This is a genomic window from Parafrankia elaeagni, assembly GCF_000374165.1.
In the GTDB taxonomy this organism is placed as follows: Bacteria; Actinomycetota; Actinomycetes; order Frankiales; family Frankiaceae; genus Parafrankia; species Parafrankia elaeagni.
Genome location: NZ_KB893738.1, coordinates 23211 through 39276, shown reverse-complemented (window position 1 = coordinate 39276; position 16066 = coordinate 23211). Strand labels below are relative to the sequence as shown.

Annotated in this window: 14 protein-coding genes; 2 read left to right on the top strand and 12 right to left on the bottom strand. The window is 70.1% G+C overall.

All coding sequences use genetic code 11. The annotated features are described in order from the left end of the window. The first annotated feature begins 788 nt into the window (after positions 1-788). A complete protein-coding gene (locus B207_RS0120145; RefSeq protein ID WP_018638411.1) occupies positions 789-2081 on the top strand; it encodes a cytochrome P450 in 1293 nt (430 codons plus the stop codon). Between the two features lie 105 nt (positions 2082-2186). Here B207_RS0120145 and B207_RS42935 read toward each other — a convergent pair whose 3' ends face one another. The 8 genes from B207_RS42935 to B207_RS0120110 all read right to left on the bottom strand — a co-directional run bounded on the left by B207_RS42935 (position 2187) and on the right by B207_RS0120110 (position 11048). Continuing rightward, on the bottom strand, positions 2187-2543 hold the full coding sequence (locus B207_RS42935) for a DUF202 domain-containing protein (RefSeq protein WP_084692231.1): 357 nt from the start codon (positions 2541-2543) through the stop codon (positions 2187-2189). 89 nt (positions 2544-2632) lie between these two features. Beyond that, complete coding sequence (locus B207_RS0120140) at positions 2633-3895, bottom strand: alpha-hydroxy acid oxidase (RefSeq protein WP_018638409.1); 1263 nt, start codon at positions 3893-3895, stop codon at positions 2633-2635. Beyond that, positions 3892-5286 carry a rhamnulokinase gene (locus B207_RS0120135; protein WP_018638407.1) on the bottom strand — a complete coding sequence of 465 codons (1395 nt, stop codon included), beginning with the start codon at positions 5284-5286 and terminating at the stop codon, positions 3892-3894. The genes B207_RS0120140 and B207_RS0120135 overlap by 4 nt, the downstream gene beginning before the upstream one ends. A gap of 2 nt (positions 5287-5288) precedes the next feature. Next, positions 5289-7328 carry a bifunctional rhamnulose-1-phosphate aldolase/short-chain dehydrogenase gene (locus tag B207_RS0120130; protein ID WP_018638406.1) on the bottom strand — a complete coding sequence of 680 codons (2040 nt, stop codon included), beginning with the start codon at positions 7326-7328 and terminating at the stop codon, positions 5289-5291. Then, the gene (gene rhaI, locus B207_RS0120125; RefSeq protein WP_018638405.1) at positions 7325-8491 is read right to left on the bottom strand and encodes an L-rhamnose isomerase; all 1167 of its coding nucleotides are present in this window, start codon (positions 8489-8491) and stop codon (positions 7325-7327) included. Before rhaI ends, B207_RS0120130 begins: the two co-directional genes overlap by 4 nt. Before the next feature lie 160 nt (positions 8492-8651). After that, positions 8652-9413, bottom strand: coding sequence for a DeoR/GlpR family DNA-binding transcription regulator (locus B207_RS0120120; protein ID WP_230205128.1), 762 nt, complete (start codon positions 9411-9413; stop codon positions 8652-8654). 78 nt (positions 9414-9491) lie between these two features. Then, entirely contained in the window at positions 9492-10436 is a 945-nt protein-coding gene (locus B207_RS0120115) for a pyridoxamine 5'-phosphate oxidase family protein (protein ID WP_018638402.1), read from the bottom strand. Positions 10437-10595: 159 nt separating this feature from the next. Then, entirely contained in the window at positions 10596-11048 is a 453-nt protein-coding gene (locus tag B207_RS0120110) for a VOC family protein (RefSeq protein ID WP_018638401.1), read from the bottom strand. Positions 11049-11177: 129 nt separating this feature from the next. On the opposite strand from B207_RS0120110, the gene B207_RS0120105 reads away from it, so the two are divergent. After that, the gene (locus B207_RS0120105) at positions 11178-11795 is read left to right on the top strand and encodes a CGNR zinc finger domain-containing protein (RefSeq protein ID WP_018638400.1); all 618 of its coding nucleotides are present in this window, start codon (positions 11178-11180) and stop codon (positions 11793-11795) included. 108 nt (positions 11796-11903) lie between these two features. On the opposite strand, the gene B207_RS0120100 is transcribed toward B207_RS0120105, so the two are convergent. From B207_RS0120100 to B207_RS0120085, 4 genes are all read right to left on the bottom strand, one after another. Then, positions 11904-13208, bottom strand: a complete 1305-nt coding sequence (locus tag B207_RS0120100) for an amidohydrolase family protein (protein WP_018638399.1) — start codon at positions 13206-13208, stop codon at positions 11904-11906. Between the two features lie 187 nt (positions 13209-13395). Beyond that, positions 13396-13770, bottom strand: coding sequence for a DUF4286 family protein (locus B207_RS0120095; protein WP_063820950.1), 375 nt, complete (start codon positions 13768-13770; stop codon positions 13396-13398). Positions 13771-13834: 64 nt separating this feature from the next. Continuing rightward, on the bottom strand, positions 13835-14596 hold the full coding sequence (locus tag B207_RS0120090; RefSeq protein ID WP_026311255.1) for an SDR family oxidoreductase: 762 nt from the start codon (positions 14594-14596) through the stop codon (positions 13835-13837). A 60-nt stretch (positions 14597-14656) separates the two neighbouring features. After that, positions 14657-15916 (bottom strand): cytochrome P450, encoded by a 1260-nt coding sequence (locus B207_RS0120085; RefSeq protein ID WP_084692234.1) that lies wholly within the window; start codon positions 15914-15916, stop codon positions 14657-14659. Between the last annotated feature and the right edge of the window lie 150 nt (positions 15917-16066).

The window sequence follows — 16066 nt, the reverse complement described above, 5'->3', positions numbered from 1 at the left end:
CTGGCCGCGGCGGACGGTGATCGCCATCCCGACCCCTCCGGATGCCTTTCCTGCCCGCCGATCTCTCGGATTCGGACAGGCCACGGCGACCACACGAGAAGGGAGGACATCAGAAACGATCCTTTTCAAGAAGTTCGATCCTGCCGCACCAGTTCAAAATTTCTCATTTACGCTGGCACCTATGGGGACCACCGCGCACCTGCCACAGTCAGCCCGGTGCGATGTTTCCGCCGACCGCCATGACACCTCTCCGACCGTGCCAGCCAGGCTATCTTTCCGATGACCGGGCACTCACATCAGTACGCGGAGCCGGCGATGATCCCGAGAATCCGCCGTAAGAGGGTCGGCGGCCCCCCCGGTTGTCCGCACGGGATGCCCGCCCAGGCCAACAGCGTGGCCGGTTCACACGAGAGAAGAATGTCGCATCTCGCGAAAGAAGCGGCACTTCCTGTCGCGGGCACAGGGAGGGCCTCCTGATCTTCTCGGGTATGCAACAAGGATGTTGCAGGACCAGGCGGGTGCTGTCGTCGTCCAGACGCAGCAACTTCGGCTACTGCACATGCAGTACACACCGCCCGGGCCCTTCGCCTCGGACACCATGGCCCTGCTCCGGCCAGGGGCTGACGCCTCCCTCGGCCATCCCGGCCGGCCTGGTACTGCGTTCTCAGTAGTCGGATGCCTGCCGACGGACGACGACGGGCGGGCCCTGCTCGGTCATGCTTGGCGGTACCGCGCTCATGCGTGCCCGATCACGGGCGCCTCTGTGCACGCTGGCGAAGGGACGAACTGTGACCGACTTCGAGGCGATGGACTTCTTCCGGGACGATGCGCTCGTCGCGGACCCGTATCCGTATCTCGACGCGCTGCGGGGGCAGTGCCCGGTGCGGCGGGAGAATCACCACGACGTGGTGATGGTGACCGGTTACGAGGAGGCGGTGGAGATCTTCCACGACAACCAAACCTTCTCGTCCTGCATCTCGGTGACGGGCCCGTTTCCCGGGTTCCCGGTTCCCCTCGAGGGCGACGACATCTCGGGGCTGATCGAGCAGTACCGTGACCAGCTCCCGATGAACGACCAGCTCCCCACGATGGATCCGCCGACCCACACGGATCATCGCGCCCTGCTGATGAAACTCATCACCCCGAAGCGCCTCAAGGAGAACGAGGCCCTCATGTGGGAACTGGCCGACCGCATGCTCGACCCGTTCCTGGCCACCGGCGAGGGCGATTTCATCAGCGGCTTCGCCGGGCCGTTCACACTCCTGGTCATCGCCGACCTCCTCGGCGTACCCGAGGAGGACCAGGAGGAGTTCCTCGACCGCTTGCAGCGCCAGCCGCAGGCCGAGAGCAGCATCGGGGGCACCGGCGAGGAGACCCTGCACCACAGCCCGCTGGAGTTCCTCTACGGCAGGTTCACCACCTACATCGAGGATCGGCGGCGCAGCCCCCGCGCCGACGTGCTGACCCAGCTGGCGGCCGCGACGTTCCCGGACGGATCGACCCCCGCGGTCATCGACGTGGTCCGGGTCGCGGCGAACCTCTTCGCCGCAGGCCAGGAGACCACCGTCCGCCTCCTCAGCTCCGCGCTGAAGATCCTGGTGGAGGACCCCGGCCTGCAGCGACAGCTGCGCGCGGAACGCCACCGCATCCCGAACTTCGTCGAGGAGACCCTGCGGCTGGAGAGCCCGGTCAAGGGCGACTTCCGGCTCTCCCGGGTCCCGGTCAACGTCGGCGGGGTCGACCTCCCCGCCGGCACCACGGTGATGGTGGTCAACGGGGCCGCGAACCGCGACCCGCGCCGGTTCGAGGACCCGGGCACGTTCGACGTCGCCCGTACGAACGCCCGCCAGCATCTGGCCTTCGGACGCGGCATCCACAGCTGCCCGGGCGCGCCGCTGGCCCGCGCCGAGGCCCGCGCCAGCCTCGAACGGCTCCTCGAACGCACCACCGACATCCGCATCAGTGAGCGGGTACACGGGCCGGCGGACAACCGTCGCTACGACTACATGCCCACCTTCATCCTGCGCGGGCTGACCAGTCTTCACCTGGAGTTCGACCTCGTGGAGGACAGCGCCCGATGACGGCCGTCAGGTGATCACCGAAAAGTGATGCCGCGACGCGGCGGACGGCCTCGCCGGGCCGGGCCCCGTACCAGGAGCGGCCCACGACTCCGGTGGCCGACTGCTTCATCCAAGCACGATGGTGGCCAACGCGAGCGCCGCAGCTGTGAAGACAGCAGCAGCCGATGCCGCGACGGCCACCGGCATGGTCATCGTGGCGTTGATGTCCTGAATACGCTGTCGCGATCGACAGGACGCACAAGCCAGGCTCGCAGATACCTGAAGGGCCGTTGCAGACAGGAGTACCAGAGCAGTGGTCCCGCCTCCGTCCGCGGTCCAGCGGACGAGGAGCAAGGTGAGTACCGCATGGCTGAGTGAGGTCCGAAGCCACGCCAACGCGGTCCGCTCGGGCTGGAGTCCCGGGTCACGGTTCGGTGGCCCTACCGCGACATTCGGCCCGGGCGCACCATGCGACGCCTTCACTGCAGGACGACCGCCGCCACCAGGATCCCGGCGATGAGACCGGTCAGAACGAACAGTACCGGCACAGCCAGTCGAATGCGGTCAGGTGGTCAGGTAGGTGGGGTGGTGCGGTGCGGTGCGGCCGGGTCTGCCGGTCCTGGGGGAATGTGGAGGTGGTTGCGGCCGAGGTCCGCGACGCTGGCGGCGCCCAGGAGGGCCAGGGTGCGGTGGATGTCGGCGGCGAACCAGGCGAGGAGCCGGTCGACTCCGCGTTCCCCGCCGGCACCGAGCGCGTAAAGGTAGGCGCGGCCGGCCATGGCAGCATTCGCGCCGGCCGCGACCGCCTTGACGATGTCGCTGCCGCGCCGGACCCCGCCGTCGCAGATGATCTCGCTGCGGCCGCCGACAGCGTCGGCGACGGGAGCGACGAGGGGCAGCGTGGCCGGTGCCCCGTCCAGTTGCCGGCCGCCGTGGTTCGACAGCACGATCGCGTCGACGCCGGCTTCGGCCGCGAGGGTCGCGTCCTCGACGGTCTGGATGCCCTTGACGACGATGCGCCCGTCCCAGACCGAGCGCAGCCAGGTCAGGTCCGCCCAGGACAGGCCCGGGTCGAACTGGGTGTTGATGTAGTCGGACAGGGTCACCGGTGACGCGCCGTCGCCCACGTCGCGGCCCGCGACGTTGCTGAACCGGATCGGTTCGCTGCGGACGAACTGCCAGGTCCAGCCGGGATGCAGCGCGCCGTCGAGGATCGTGCCCGCACCGATCGTCGGCGGCAGGGAGAAGCCTCTGCGTACGTCGCGCTCCCGGCGGCCGAAGACGGCGGTGTCGACGGTGAGCACGATCGCCTCGTAGCGGGCCGCGGCGGCGCGCTCGATCATCTCCCGGACCAGGCCGCGGTCGCGCCAGGCGTAGACCTGGAACCACAGCCGCCCGTCGCTGACCGCGCGGACCTCCTCGATCGAACGCGTGCTCAGGGTGGACAGCGTGTAGGGAAGGCCGGCGCGGGCGGCGGCGCGGGCCACGGCCAGCTCCCCCTGCGGATCGGCGATGCGGGTGAATCCCGTGGGCGCGAGCACGAGCGGGTACGCCGCCGGCGCGCCGAGGATCTCCGTGCCGATCGAGATCTCGGGCAGGCCGCGCAGCACCCGCGGGCGGAAGGTCACGGCGGCGTAGGCACGCTCGTTCGCGGCGAGGGTGCGCTCGTCCTCCGCGGCGCCGTCGATGTAGTCGAAGACCCCGCCGGGCAGCCGCCGCCGGGCGATCCGCCGCAGGTCGTGCACACAGGCCGCCCGGGCCAGCCGCCGCTCGGTCCGGTCGGTCTCGACGGGGCCGAACCGCATGACGGAACGCAGTGTCGCCAGGGGGTTCACGACGGTTCGTACCTCCGGAGGGTCGATGCGCGCGCGAGGTGCTCGCGCAGGTCTTCCAGGGTGGCCGGTGCGGCGCCGTGGGCCCGTGCCTGGACGAGGATGTTGCCGAGCGCGGTCGCCTCGACCGGCCCGGCGACGACCGGCACTCCCGCCTCGTTCGCGGTGAGCCTGCAGAGGAGTTCGTTGCGGGAGCCGCCGCCGACGAGATGGATGACCTCGACCTTTCGTCCGGTCAGGTCCGCGGCCCGCCGCAGGGTGCGTGCGTAGGCGAGGGCGAGGGAGTCGACGATGCAGCGGGTGAGCGCGGCCGGCGTCCGGGGTGCCCGGCCGTCGCCTTCTCCGTCTCTTACCGCCGCCGCGATCCGTGCCGGTATGTTTCCCGGTGCGATGAGCGCCGGGTCGTCGACGTCGATCACCGGACCGCCGCGTGGGAGCACCGCCGCGGCGGCGAGGAGATCGGCGAGGTCGGGGCTGTTCCAGTCTCGCAGGCATTCCTGGAGGAGCCACAGCCCGCCGACGTTGCGCAGGAACCGCACGCGGCCGTCGACGCCGATCTCGTTGGTGAAGTTGGCCGCGCGGGCGTCCGGGGTGAGGACCGGCGCCGGTAGTTCCAGGCCCACCAGCGACCAGGTGCCGCACGAGACGTAGCCGAAGCTGTCGGTCGTCGCCGGGATCCCGACGACGGCGGAGGCGGTGTCGTGCGAGCCCACCGTCGTCACCGGGACCGGTGGGCCGAGGGCGTGCGTGACGCGGCGGACGGTGCCGGGGGTCTCGAGGTCCGGCAGGAGTCCGCGCGGGATGTCCAGCCGTCGCAGCAGCTCGTCGGACCACTGGCGCGTCCGGACGTCGAGCAGGCCGGTCGTCGAGGCGTTGGTGAGCTCGGTGCGCAGCCGCCCGGTCAGCCGGTAGGCCAGCAGGTCGGGCACCAGGACGACGTGGGCGGCCCGGTCCCACAGCGGGCCGCGCCGCTGCGCGGCGAGCTGGTACAGCGTCGTGAACGGCAGGAACTGCAGCCCGTTGACGGCGAACAGCTCCTCGGGGGGTACCGCGGCGTGTACGTCGTCGACGACCTGCGCCGCGGCGCCGTCGCGGTAGGCGACGGGCGGTGCGAGCAGCTCACCGGCGGCGTCGAGGAGGCCGAAGTCGACCGCCCAGGTGTCGATGCCGATCGACTCCACCTCGGGGCAGGCCCGGGCCAGCCGGCGCAGCCCGCGCAGCATCTCGCGGTGCAGGTGGTCGAAGTCCCAGCGCAGTGATCCCGCGGTCTCGACGAGCGGGTTGGCGAACCGGTGGACCGGCCGCAGGGACACCGATCCGCCCTCGACCAGCCCGGCCATCACCCGGCCGCCGGACGCACCGATGTCGACGGCGGCGAACACCCGGGCGGCCATCGTCAGCGCAGGAACGCGGCCGCGACGCCGGCGTCGACGGGGACGAGCAGGCCGGTCGTGTGGCTGAGCTCTCCCGAGCACACGGCCGCGACCGCGTTGGCCACGTGCTCGGGCAGCACCTCCCGCCCGAGCAGGGTCCGCCGGGCGTAGAAGGCGCCGAGGTCCTCCTCGGGAATGCCGTAGACCGCCGCGCGCTGGGCGCCCCACCCACCGGCGAAGATGCCGCTGCCGCGCACGACGCCGTCCGGGTTGACGCCGTTGACCCGGATCCCGTGCTCGCCGAGCTCGGCGGCCAGCAGCCTGACCTGGTGCGCCTGGTCGGCCTTCGCCGCGCCGTAGGCGACGTTGTTCGGCCCGGCGAACAGTGCGTTCTTGGACACGATGTAGACGATGTCACCGCCGAGCCGTTGGTCGATCATGGCTCGCGCCGCGGCCCGCGCGACGAGGAAGCTCCCCTTCGCCATGACGTCGTGCTGCAGGTCCCAGTCCCGCTCGGTGGTCTCGAGCAGCGGCTTCGAGATGGACAGGCCGGCGTTGTTGACGACCAGGTCGATCCCGCCGAACGCGAGGAGCGTCGCCTCGACGGCGGCCTGGACCTCGCCCTCCTTCGTCACGTCCGCGCCGACGCCGACCGCGACGTCGGCGCCGCCGAGATCGCCCGCCGCCGACACGGCCCTGCCCACGTCGAGGTCGGCGACGACCACGCAGGCACCGTCGGCGGCGAGCCGCTCCGCGGTGGCCCGCCCGATGCCGCTGGCCGCGCCGGTGACCAGCGCGATCCGGCCCGCGTGCCGCTTCGGCTTCGGCAGGCGGCGCAGCTTCGCCTCCTCCAACGCCCAGTACTCGATCCGGAACTTCTCGCTCTCCGGGATCGGGGCGTAGGACGAGACCGCCTCGGCACCGCGCATCACGTTGATCGCGTTGACGTAGAACTCTCCGGCCACCCGCGCCGTCTGCTTGTCCCTGCCGTAGGAGAACATGCCCACGCCCGGCACGAGGATGATCGCCGGGTCGGCCCCGCGCATCGGCGGCGAGTCGGCGGTGGCGTGGCGCTCGTAGTAGGCGCGGTAGTCGTCGCGGTAGGCCTCGTGCAGCTCCGCGAGCCGACCGGCGCACTCCTGCGGTGACGCCGCGGCCGGCAGGTCGAGCACCAGCGGGCGGATCTTCGTCCGCAGGAAGTGGTCGGGGCAGGACGTCCCGAGCCGGGCCAGCGCGAACAGCTTCTCGCTCGCCAGGAACTCCAGGACGACGTCGCTGTCGGTGAAGTGGCCGACCATGCGGTGGTCGCGCGAGGCCACCGCGCGCAGGTGGGGGGCGAGCGCGGCCGCCTTCGCGCGCCGTCGCGCCCCCGGCAGCGCGCGCCGGTCGTCGACCTCGGCGCCGAAGGGCCGCGGACGCCCGTGCCGCTCGAGGTGGAGTCGTGCCTGCTCGATGATCCAGCTGGAGTTGCGTTCGGCTTCCGCGCTGGTGTCGCCCCAGGCGGTGATGCCGTGCCCGCCGAGGATGCAGCCGACGGCACCGGGGTTGTCGCGCCGCACGGCCGCGATGTCGAGGCCGAGCTGGAATCCCGGTCGCCGCCACGGCACCCACAGGACCTTCGTGCCGAAGACGTCCCTGGTGAGCCGTTCACCGTCGGCGGCGGTCGCGAGGGCGATACCGCTGTCCGGGTGCAGGTGGTCGATGTGCACGGCCTCGACGAGCCCGTGCATGGCGGTGTCGATCGAGGGCGCGGCACCACCCCGGCCGTGCAGGCAGAAGTCGAAGGCGGCGACCATCTCGTCCTCGCGGTCCTCGCCGGGGTAGACGCCCACGAGCGCGCGCAGCCGGTCCAGCCGGAGCACGGCCAGACCGGGCTCGGTCAATGTGCCGAGGTCGCCGCCCGACCCCTTGACCCACATCAGCTCGACGTCGCGGCCGGTGACCGGATCGGTCTCGACGCCCTTGGCGGAGGTGTTCCCGCCCGCGTAGTTGGTGTTGCGCGGATCGGCTCCGAGCCGGTTCGACCGGGCGAGGAGCTCGGCGACGGTCTGGTTCCCGCTCACGCGCCCCAGCCTGCCTGGGTGCCGCCGACCCGCTCGGTCGCGACGCGCTCCGCGTACCCGCTCGCCCGGAACGCCGCGAGGGGGTCGGCGGGCAGCCCGCGCGACGCACGCCAGGCGGCGAGATCCGCCCGGACGTCGGTGTAGAAGGCGTCCATGAGGACGGCGTTCGCGGCCAGCACGTCCCCGGCCCGCTCCGCCTCGGCGAGCGCCGCCCGGTCGACGAGCAGCGCGCGGGCCGTCATCTCCTGCACGTTGAGCACGGACCGGATCTGGCCCGGGATCTTCGCCTCGATGTTGTGGCACTGGTCGAGCATGAAGGTCACCTCGCTGCTCTCGTCGCAGCCACCGCCCCGGACGACCTCGGTCATGATCCGGAACAGTTGGAAGGGGTCGGCGGCGCCGACGATCAGGTCGTCGTCGGCGTAGAAACGGGAGTTGAAGTCGAACGCCCCCAGCCGCCCCAGCCGGAGCAGCTGCATCACGATGAACTCGATGTTGGTGTGCGGGGCGTGGTGGCCGGTGTCCAGGCACACCACGGCACGCTCGCCGAGCGCCAGACAGTGGACGTAGGCGGTGCCCCAGTCGGGGACGTCGGTCGCGTAGAAGGCCGGCTCGAACAGCTTGTACTCGAGCACGAGCCGCTGGTGCCCGGCCAGTCGGGCGTAGATCTGGCCCAGCGCGTCGGCGAGCCGCTCCTGGCGGTCGCGCAGGTCGGCCTGGCCGGGGTAGTTCAGCCCGTCGGGCAGCCAGATCTTCAGATCGCGGCTGCCCGTGGCATCCATGATGTCGACACACCCGAGGACGTGGCTGATCGCCTTCGCCCGGACCCGCTCGTCGACGTGACAGAGGCTGCCGAGCATGTAGTCGTCGTCCTGGAACGTGTTCGTGTTGATCGTGCCGAGCCGGACCCCGTTGTCCCGCGCGTGCTCGCCCAGCTTGCCGAAGTCGTCGACGAGATCCCAGGGGATGTGCAACGCGACCGACGGCGCCAGCCCGGTCAGGCGGTGCACCTGCGCGGCGTCGGCGATCTTCTCGAACGGATCACGCGGGATGCCACGCTGCGTGAACACCTTGAACCGCGTCCCGGAGTTCCCGAACGCCCACGAGGGCAGCTCGATCTCCTGCCGAGCGAGGTCCTCTGTCGTCTGGCTGAATGCCCGCATCACTGCCAGCCCTTCCGGCCGCCAACCCCTCCGACCTCTGTGAGATCTTGTAAAGTCTCACATAAGTTTTCATGGCTGGCAACCGTGAACCGGGCGTTCGTGAACCCAGGGGACCCAGGGGGAAAGACACTCGGCCGTCGCGCCGGCGGGCGCGGCGGCGTCACCGGATCCGCGTCACCCGCCGGTACGGCGCCAACCGGTCGTCCTGCGGGTCGAGCTCGGTCACCAGCCAGTCGACGCGGTCCCAGTCGAGCCAGCGCGCGACAGCCCGCGTGCCGAGCTTCGAGGAGTCGACGGCCAGGACGACCTGCTCCGCGCCGACGGCCAGCGCACGCTTGACATCGGCCTCCTCCGGGGTCTCCTCCAACGGCCCCGCCCGTTCGTCGAGGGCCGCCGCCGAGGCGAACAGCCGCCGCACGGTGATGTCCGCCGCCACCCGGCTTGCCAGCGGGCCGACCAGACTGCCGGTCCGCGGATCGAGCCGCCCGCCCGTCAGCAGGACCGAGATCCCCGGCCTGTCCCGCAACACACCGAACGTGTCGGGCCCGTTCGTGACGACCAGCAGATCATCCGCACTGGTCAGCGTGCTGGCGAGCCGCATGACCGTCGAGGACGCGTCGAACGCCACCGCGCCCCCGTCCGGGACGAGACCAGCGAGCTTCGCCGCGATACGCGCCTTCGCCCCCGCCATCCGATCCCGGCGCTGGGCGAAGCTGCGCGGGCCGACGGACCGCGCCCCGCCGCGTACCCGGCGAGCCACCCCGCGCTCCTCCAGCTGGACCAGATCCCGCCGGATCGTCATCTCGCTGACGTTGAGCTCCGCCGCGGCGCCGGTGATCGTGACCGCTCCCTGGGCCCGGAGCTGGTCACACAGCCACGTCAGCCGATCCTCACCGGGAACGTTCCGCTGGGGCAGTGACACAGGCACCTCGCCGAGCACGGCGTTACGAGTGTGAGACGGCGTTACGAGTGTGAGAACGATGTGCGAAGCAACGCCAGGCTAACAGGAACCGGACAGTCTCCCGCGGTTCTGTTTGCATCGGCCTGTCCGGTGAGCTCGTTCTCGCGGGTCGCGGGGGAATCGGGCGATGAACCAGCGTTGCGGGCTGGCCGCCGAGACCTGGACGACCCGCTGCACCTCGAAGTCGACGACACGCTGCGCGCCGGGCACCGTCGCGGCCCGGTCGGGATTCCAGTCGACCTGGGCGCGGCCGGTGAGCTGCAGGGTGTGGCCGTGCTCCCAGTCGAGGAAGAGCAGGCCGCAGCGCGGGTCGAGCTCGATGTTGCCCAGTGTCATGTACATCGAGTTGCCGCGGTAATCAGGCCAGGTCAGACGCCCGTGGTCGGTGACCGTGACAAAGCCCGGGCTCCCGCCCCGGTGCGACGCGTCCGCCCCGAGGCCGGCGGCCTGGGTCGCGACGAAGAAGGTGTCGGCCTCGGAGATCCAGCGCCGCTGGCTGGCGGTGAGCCCGGTAGTCACTGAGATAGGCCCGCGCGCCGCCTCGGCGTCGTCCCGCGCGAGGTGGCGTGGCTGGATGTACTTCGGACAGTTCGAGTAGACCTGGTCGGTGTTGACCACCATCCGGCCGCCGTCACAGCGGGCCTTCCCGTTGGCCCGCATCCGTCGGCGGCTGGCTGGGTCGAGGGCGAGCAGGCCGACGTCCCGCCGCGCGGCGAAGGCACCCTCGAGGGGATCCCCGGCACCGGGCAGGGCATCGACGATGATGGTCTCCTCGTCCACCGCGGCGACGAAGCCGGCCGTGCCGGTCAGCAGGCTGGCCCAGACCGCGCCGGCCTCGTCGGCGGCTCCGAGCAGGAGGATCCGTTGCTGCCCGAGGAACTCCGCGGCCACCGGTGGGATGGTGGCGCCGACGACGGCCGATCCGCGCGGGCCCGGGGGCAGGCTCGCGCGCGCCTGTACCGAACGTTCGCCCGGGTGAAGCATGACCGGCTCCTTCCGTCAGGACGGGTTGGCTCGCCACCTGGCCCGCGCAGGCGGTCCAGCTCGTGTCGGCTCCCGGCGTCGCAGGGGTTCGGGATGGCCGCCGCGATGGCCCGGGCAGGACGCCCAGAGCCACCGCAGGCCGCGTCGGGATCCCGGCTGCTAGAAGAAGCCGCAGGTCGGGGCGCCCTGGGTTGGCACGGGTGCAGCCTCGGCGCCGGTCGGGGCGAAGATCTCCAACCGGATGCCGTCCGGATCGGTGAAGAACACGCCCCCGGACGACGCGCCCTCGCCGTGCGCGACGACGCCGTCGTAGAGCGGCTCGACGCCGATCTCGCGCAGCACCACCTCCGCGTGGCGGACCGCCTCGAGGTCGGCGACCTGGAACGACAGATGGTGCAGCCCGGGCAGCCCCGTGGGGAACGCCCCCTCGCTCTGCTGCCACAGGGTGAGCAGGAGCGTGCCATCCCGGCCGAGGAACGCGAACTTCCGGTCGCCGTTGGTCTGCCCGCCCAGCTCCTCGAGGCCGAGGACCCGCTGGTAGAAGGCGGTCGAGCGGGTCAGATCGGTCACGTTCAGACCGACGTGGCCGGTCTGCGGCCCAGGATTGCCCATGTGCACCTCCGATGTGTGGATCTGGTTCCGACTCGCAGATCAGCCGTTCTAACGGCCTGGCCGCACCCGTCCCGTTAGAAAGATGCCGGAGCTTTCTAACGGTGTCAACCCGGAGGTAGCGTTAGATTGATGGAGCAGGCCCCTCCCGAGTACGACGGCGCACCGATGCTCGGTGAACCGCCGGCCATCGAGCTGGGCAACACCATCCACGCCACGCGGGGCCGTCCCCGCGACGCCCTGCGGACGGTGCCGGACCTGGTCGACTGGATGCGCGCGATGCGTCCGCGGCTCACGGGCGCGCTCACCGAGGACGACCTGCGTGCCGTCGGCGAGGACGACCTGCGGATGGCACGCGAGCTACGAGACACGGTCCGAGCGCTGGCCGGCGCGGCGGCGAACGGCCGCGAGCCGGATCCCGACACGGTCGCCGCCCTGAACAAGCTCGCCCGGCGAACACCGTGGTGGCGCGAGCTGCGCGTCGACCCCGAACCCCGGGTGGTGGTGAGCTGCGCGGACCGACCCGTCGCGCTCGCGCTCACCGCGCTGGCCGACGACGCAGTGTGCCTGTTCGGCGGACCCGCCGGCGCCGGGGTACGGGCCTGCCACGGACCTGGCTGCGTCCTCTATTTCGTCCACGGCGCGCCGCGGCGGGAGTACTGCTCGGCTGGCTGCGGCAACCGGGCCCGAGCCGCCCGCCACTACGCCAGGACCCGGCCGGGCCCTGATGGAGCCACCGGGTCGCCGTAGGACGGGCTCCGGTGTCGTGACGGTCCGGCTACGCGGACTGGTCAGCCGCGTCTATCCCGCCACCCCAGGCGGGGAGTGTCCGAATGAGTAGTAGGGGCCGAGTCGGCGTTACCGGCTGGTCGTGGTTCCGGCGACGGCTGCCCGAGCGCGCAGGCGGAACTGCTTGAGCTTGTCCTGTGGCTGGATGACCTGATGGCTACGCGGCTTGACGCTGATGTCGTGCCCCTCGGCCGCCCTGCGCAGCGCGCCGACAGTCACCTCCTCCTTCGTGACGTGCGCGAAGGGGTCGAACGAGTACCAGCGCATCGCGTTCTGGTAAGTGATCTTGTTGATCTCGTCGCCCGGGACGTTCCACTTCTGGAAGTCCGCCCACAGCTCCTCGGGGGCGTTGGGCCACGCCGAGTCGCTGTGCGGGTAGTCGCACTCCCAGCTGATGTTGTCGATGCCGATCTCGTGCCGCAGTCCGACCCCCAGCGAGTCGGTGATGAAGCAGGTCAGAAAGTGCTCACGGAAGACGTCGGACGGCTTCTTGCCACCGAAGTCCTGCATGGTCCAGGTAGCGTGCGTGTCGTACGTCTTGTCAGCCCGCTCCAGGAAGTACGGGATCCAGCCCGTGCCACCCTCGGACAGCGCGATCCTGAGGTCCGGGAAGTCCTTGATGACCCGGGACCACAGCAGATCCGCCGCGGCCGAGACGATGTTCATCGGCTGCAGCGTCATCATGACGTCGGGCGGCGAGTCCACCGCGGGCACCGTGATCCGCCCGGACGAACCTATGTGGATCGACAGCACCGTGTTCGTGTCGCACAACGCCTTCCACAATGGGTTCCAGAACTCGTCGTGGAAGCTCGGCATACCCATGACGGCCGGGTTCTCGCTGAACGTCAGCGAGTGGACGCCGCGCGCGGCGTTGCGCCGCACCTCCGCCGCGCACAGCTCCGCGTCCCAGATGACCGGGATCGTCATCGGGATGAACCGACCCGGGTAGGCGCCGCACCAGTCCTCGACGTGCCAGTCGTTGTAGGCGCGGACCAGCGCCAGCGAGAAGTCGACGTCCTCGGTGACGAACAGCCGGCCGGCGAAGCCCGGGAACGACGGGAAGTTCATCTGGGCCAGCAGGCCGCCGGCGTTCATGTCCTTGACCCGTTCGTGCACGTCATAGCAGCCGGGGCGGACCTCGTCGAGGCCCTGCGGCTCGAGGCCGTACTCCTCCTTGGGTCGGCCGGCGATCGCGTTGAGCGCGGCGTTCGGGATCACGGTGTCGCGGAACTTCCAGACGTCGGTTCCGTCCTCCCGGTGCACCAGCTGGGGCGCGTCGGCCTCGTACTCCTTCGGCAGCCGGCCGACGAACATGTCCGGGGGCTCGATGACATGATCGTCCACACTGATCAGGATCATCTCGTCAAGATTCATGACGCTTTCCTCCTACCTGATACCCGGCACGGCCGACCAGCCCCAGCGGCCCGAGCTGGGGCTCCGCTGGTCAGCCTCCTGGCCGAGAGGGACCTTGTCCGTTACTCCGAGGAGTCCACTGCAGCGCGGCCGCACCGGAACTACTGCCCTTGTGGCCAGGCTGGTGCCCCAGAGCGATCCGGGCCGCTCAGGCCTCCGTACCTGACCTTTCGTATTCGAACGAGACCCGCATGAGCCGCATTTTCGGGGTCGGATTCATCTGCAGAGTCTCGGACATTTTTAGCTCGCCGGCGGCGGAGGCGGTCTTCACGCGAGCGAGGATCTCTTCCGGATCCCCCTCGATCACGTACTGCGCGATGTACGGGCCGTCGTCGTCGACCGGCTCGAGCCGGCGACCCGAGAGATAGCCCTCGAAGGCGACCATCTCCGGGACGTGCACCTCGTTGTACCAGCGGTTGAACTCGGCGACCGTCTCCGGGTCCCGGCTCACCGGCCCCGACTCGACGTGCAGGATCCAGCGCGGGAGCTGGTCGTTCGTCACAATCTTCTCGTTTCTCGGCATCCAGAGGTCTGTCGGGGGTCGCACGGGGACGCCGCTTGACGGCGCCGCCGGGGCGAGGACTGCGTCAGGTGCGCGGTATCCAGCCACCGTCGATGTTGAGGGTGTGGCCGGTCACCCAGTCGCTGCCGGGGCCGACCAGGTAGAGCAGGCCTGGTACCACCTCCTCAGGCTCGCCAAACGGGAACGGTATCGACTTCTCGATCATCGCTCGCAGCGCCGGCGGCGCGGCGACCGCACCGGCCTCGGTGTTGACGTAGCCCGGCGCGATGGCGTTCACCCGGATACCGAACGGCGCCAGTTCACGGGCCAGCGACAGTGTCATGCTCACGACGCCCAGCTTGGAGATGCCGTAGGCATTGGCCGCCATGAAGGCGCCGCCCGACGACTGGTTCACGATCTTTCCGTAGCCCTGTTTCTTCATGTGGGGCACGACCGCGCGGACGCACAGCAGCGGGCCGGTGAGGTTCACGGTCATCGTGCGGTTCCACATGTCGAGCGACATCGTGGTGAGCGTTCCCTGGCCGACGATTTCGGCCATCAGTGCCGCGTTGTTCACCAGGATGTCCACCGAGCCGAAGTGCTCTGCCGCCGCGGCCGCCATCGCGTTCGCGCTCGTCTCGTCGGAGACGTCGGTGCCTACCGCAAGCACCCGATGCCCGGCGGCGGCCAGTTCCTCCGCGGCGGTCCGAGCCTTGTCGATGTTGATGTCGGCCAGGACCACCGCGGCGCCGGCCTCGGCGAGTCCCTTCGCGTAGGCCTTGCCAATGCCTCCGCCCGCGCCCGTGACGATAGCGACCTTTCCCTGCAGCACGGGGCTACCTGACATTGCGGATCATCCTCGCGACCGAGGGAGTGGCCGCCCTCGACGGCGCTGGCAGCGGCGCCCTCACTCTCCGCTCCCCCCCAGCAGCATCGGGAAGGAGTCGATGGACCGGACACCCGGCGTGAAATCGAGCCGGGCTCCCGGCTTGATCCGGTAGTCGGGGATCCGCGCATGCCATTCACGAAGCACGACGCGCAGTTCCATTCGGGCCAGATGGGAACCGAGGCAGCGGTGCACCCCGCCACCGAAGGCGATGTGGCGGTTGGCCGTGCGGTCGAAGCGGACCTCGCCGGCATCGGCGAGCTCCTCCTCGTCGAGATTCGCCGAGCCGATGTACACATAGATCTCGTCGCCCTTGTGGACCGGGCAGCCCGCCAGTTCGGTATCCTTCGTGGCCATGCGGGTGACGAGCATCACCGGAGATTCCCACCGCAGCAGCTCCTCGACCACGTTGTCGATGTTGTCTGGGTTGGCGACCACCTCGGCGCGGCGCTGGGGGGACTCGGCAAGATAGGCCATGAAGGTGTCCAGCGACGCGGACACGGTGTCAAGGCCGGCGGTAAGGAACAGAAAACAAATGTCAAGGAGCTCTTCGCGGGTCAGCCTCTCGCCGTCGACCTCGGCGTCGATCAGGTGACTCAGGAGGTCGTCCTCCCGCTCCCGCTCCCGCTCGTCGAGCACATTACTGAAGTAGGCGTAGATCTCCTGAGCGGTCCTCGCCTTGAGTTCGGAGACATCCGGATGGTTCACCGGCAGCCCGAGGAGAACCGCTGGACGGACGATACCGTCCTTGAGGCGAAGGAACGTGGGCAGGTCGTCGAGTGGCAGCCCAAGCAGGGTGAGGAATATCCGGGACGGCAGGGGGATCGAAAACTGCCTGGAGAAGTCGATCTCCTCGGCGTCGGCGAAATCGTCGACGAGGTCGTGGACGAGTTTCCGCACCGGCTCCTCCCACCGTTCGATCGCCTGCGGGGCGAAGATCGGGTTGATGAGCTTGCGGTACTTGCGCTGCTGCGGCGGATCGTACTCGATCGGGATAAGCGGCCGCACATTGCCGAGGCGGCCGGCATGCGCCGCCGAAGAGTACACATCCGGACGCTTGAAGATCTCTTCGACCGCCTGCCGCCCGGTGGCAATGACCGCTGAGCCGAACATGCCGGTCGCCCGCCTCGCTCGACCGGCCTCTCTCAGCGCCTGGTAGGTCGGCTTCGGATCTCTCGCGACGTCGATGGTCATCAGCTCGACAACGCCACCGCCGTAGGTGCCGCCCAGGGCCTGGCTTCCCTCGACGGCCGCGCTGTCGCCCACTAATTCCTCAGCCATTCTCCGCTCCTTGTCCGTCAGGCCGATCACACGGCCGTGCCCCACAGTCGGGCCTCGGTCACCGGCGCCATCATGCGGACCTCTGCCAACGTCGCCGTCGCCGTCGCCGTCGCCGACGCCGTCGCTCCGGGGCCTCTGTAGCGCCCCGGA

Coding starts and splice junctions, on each gene's coding strand:
- B207_RS0120135 (WP_018638407.1), bottom strand. CDS start 5,286: ATGGCCGCCCGGGTGTTCGCCGCCGTCGACATCGGTGCGTCCGGCGGC.
- rhaI (WP_018638405.1), bottom strand. CDS start 8,491: ATGCGGGCATTCAGCCAGACGACAGAGGACCTCGCTCGGCAGGAGATC.
- B207_RS0120115 (WP_018638402.1), bottom strand. CDS start 10,436: ATGCTTCACCCGGGCGAACGTTCGGTACAGGCGCGCGCGAGCCTGCCC.
- B207_RS0120110 (WP_018638401.1), bottom strand. CDS start 11,048: ATGGGCAATCCTGGGCCGCAGACCGGCCACGTCGGTCTGAACGTGACC.
- B207_RS0120105 (WP_018638400.1), top strand. CDS start 11,178: ATGGAGCAGGCCCCTCCCGAGTACGACGGCGCACCGATGCTCGGTGAA.
- B207_RS0120100 (WP_018638399.1), bottom strand. CDS start 13,208: ATGAATCTTGACGAGATGATCCTGATCAGTGTGGACGATCATGTCATC.
- B207_RS0120095 (WP_063820950.1), bottom strand. CDS start 13,770: ATGCCGAGAAACGAGAAGATTGTGACGAACGACCAGCTCCCGCGCTGG.
- B207_RS0120090 (WP_026311255.1), bottom strand. CDS start 14,596: ATGTCAGGTAGCCCCGTGCTGCAGGGAAAGGTCGCTATCGTCACGGGC.
- B207_RS0120085 (WP_084692234.1), bottom strand. CDS start 15,916: ATGGCTGAGGAATTAGTGGGCGACAGCGCGGCCGTCGAGGGAAGCCAG.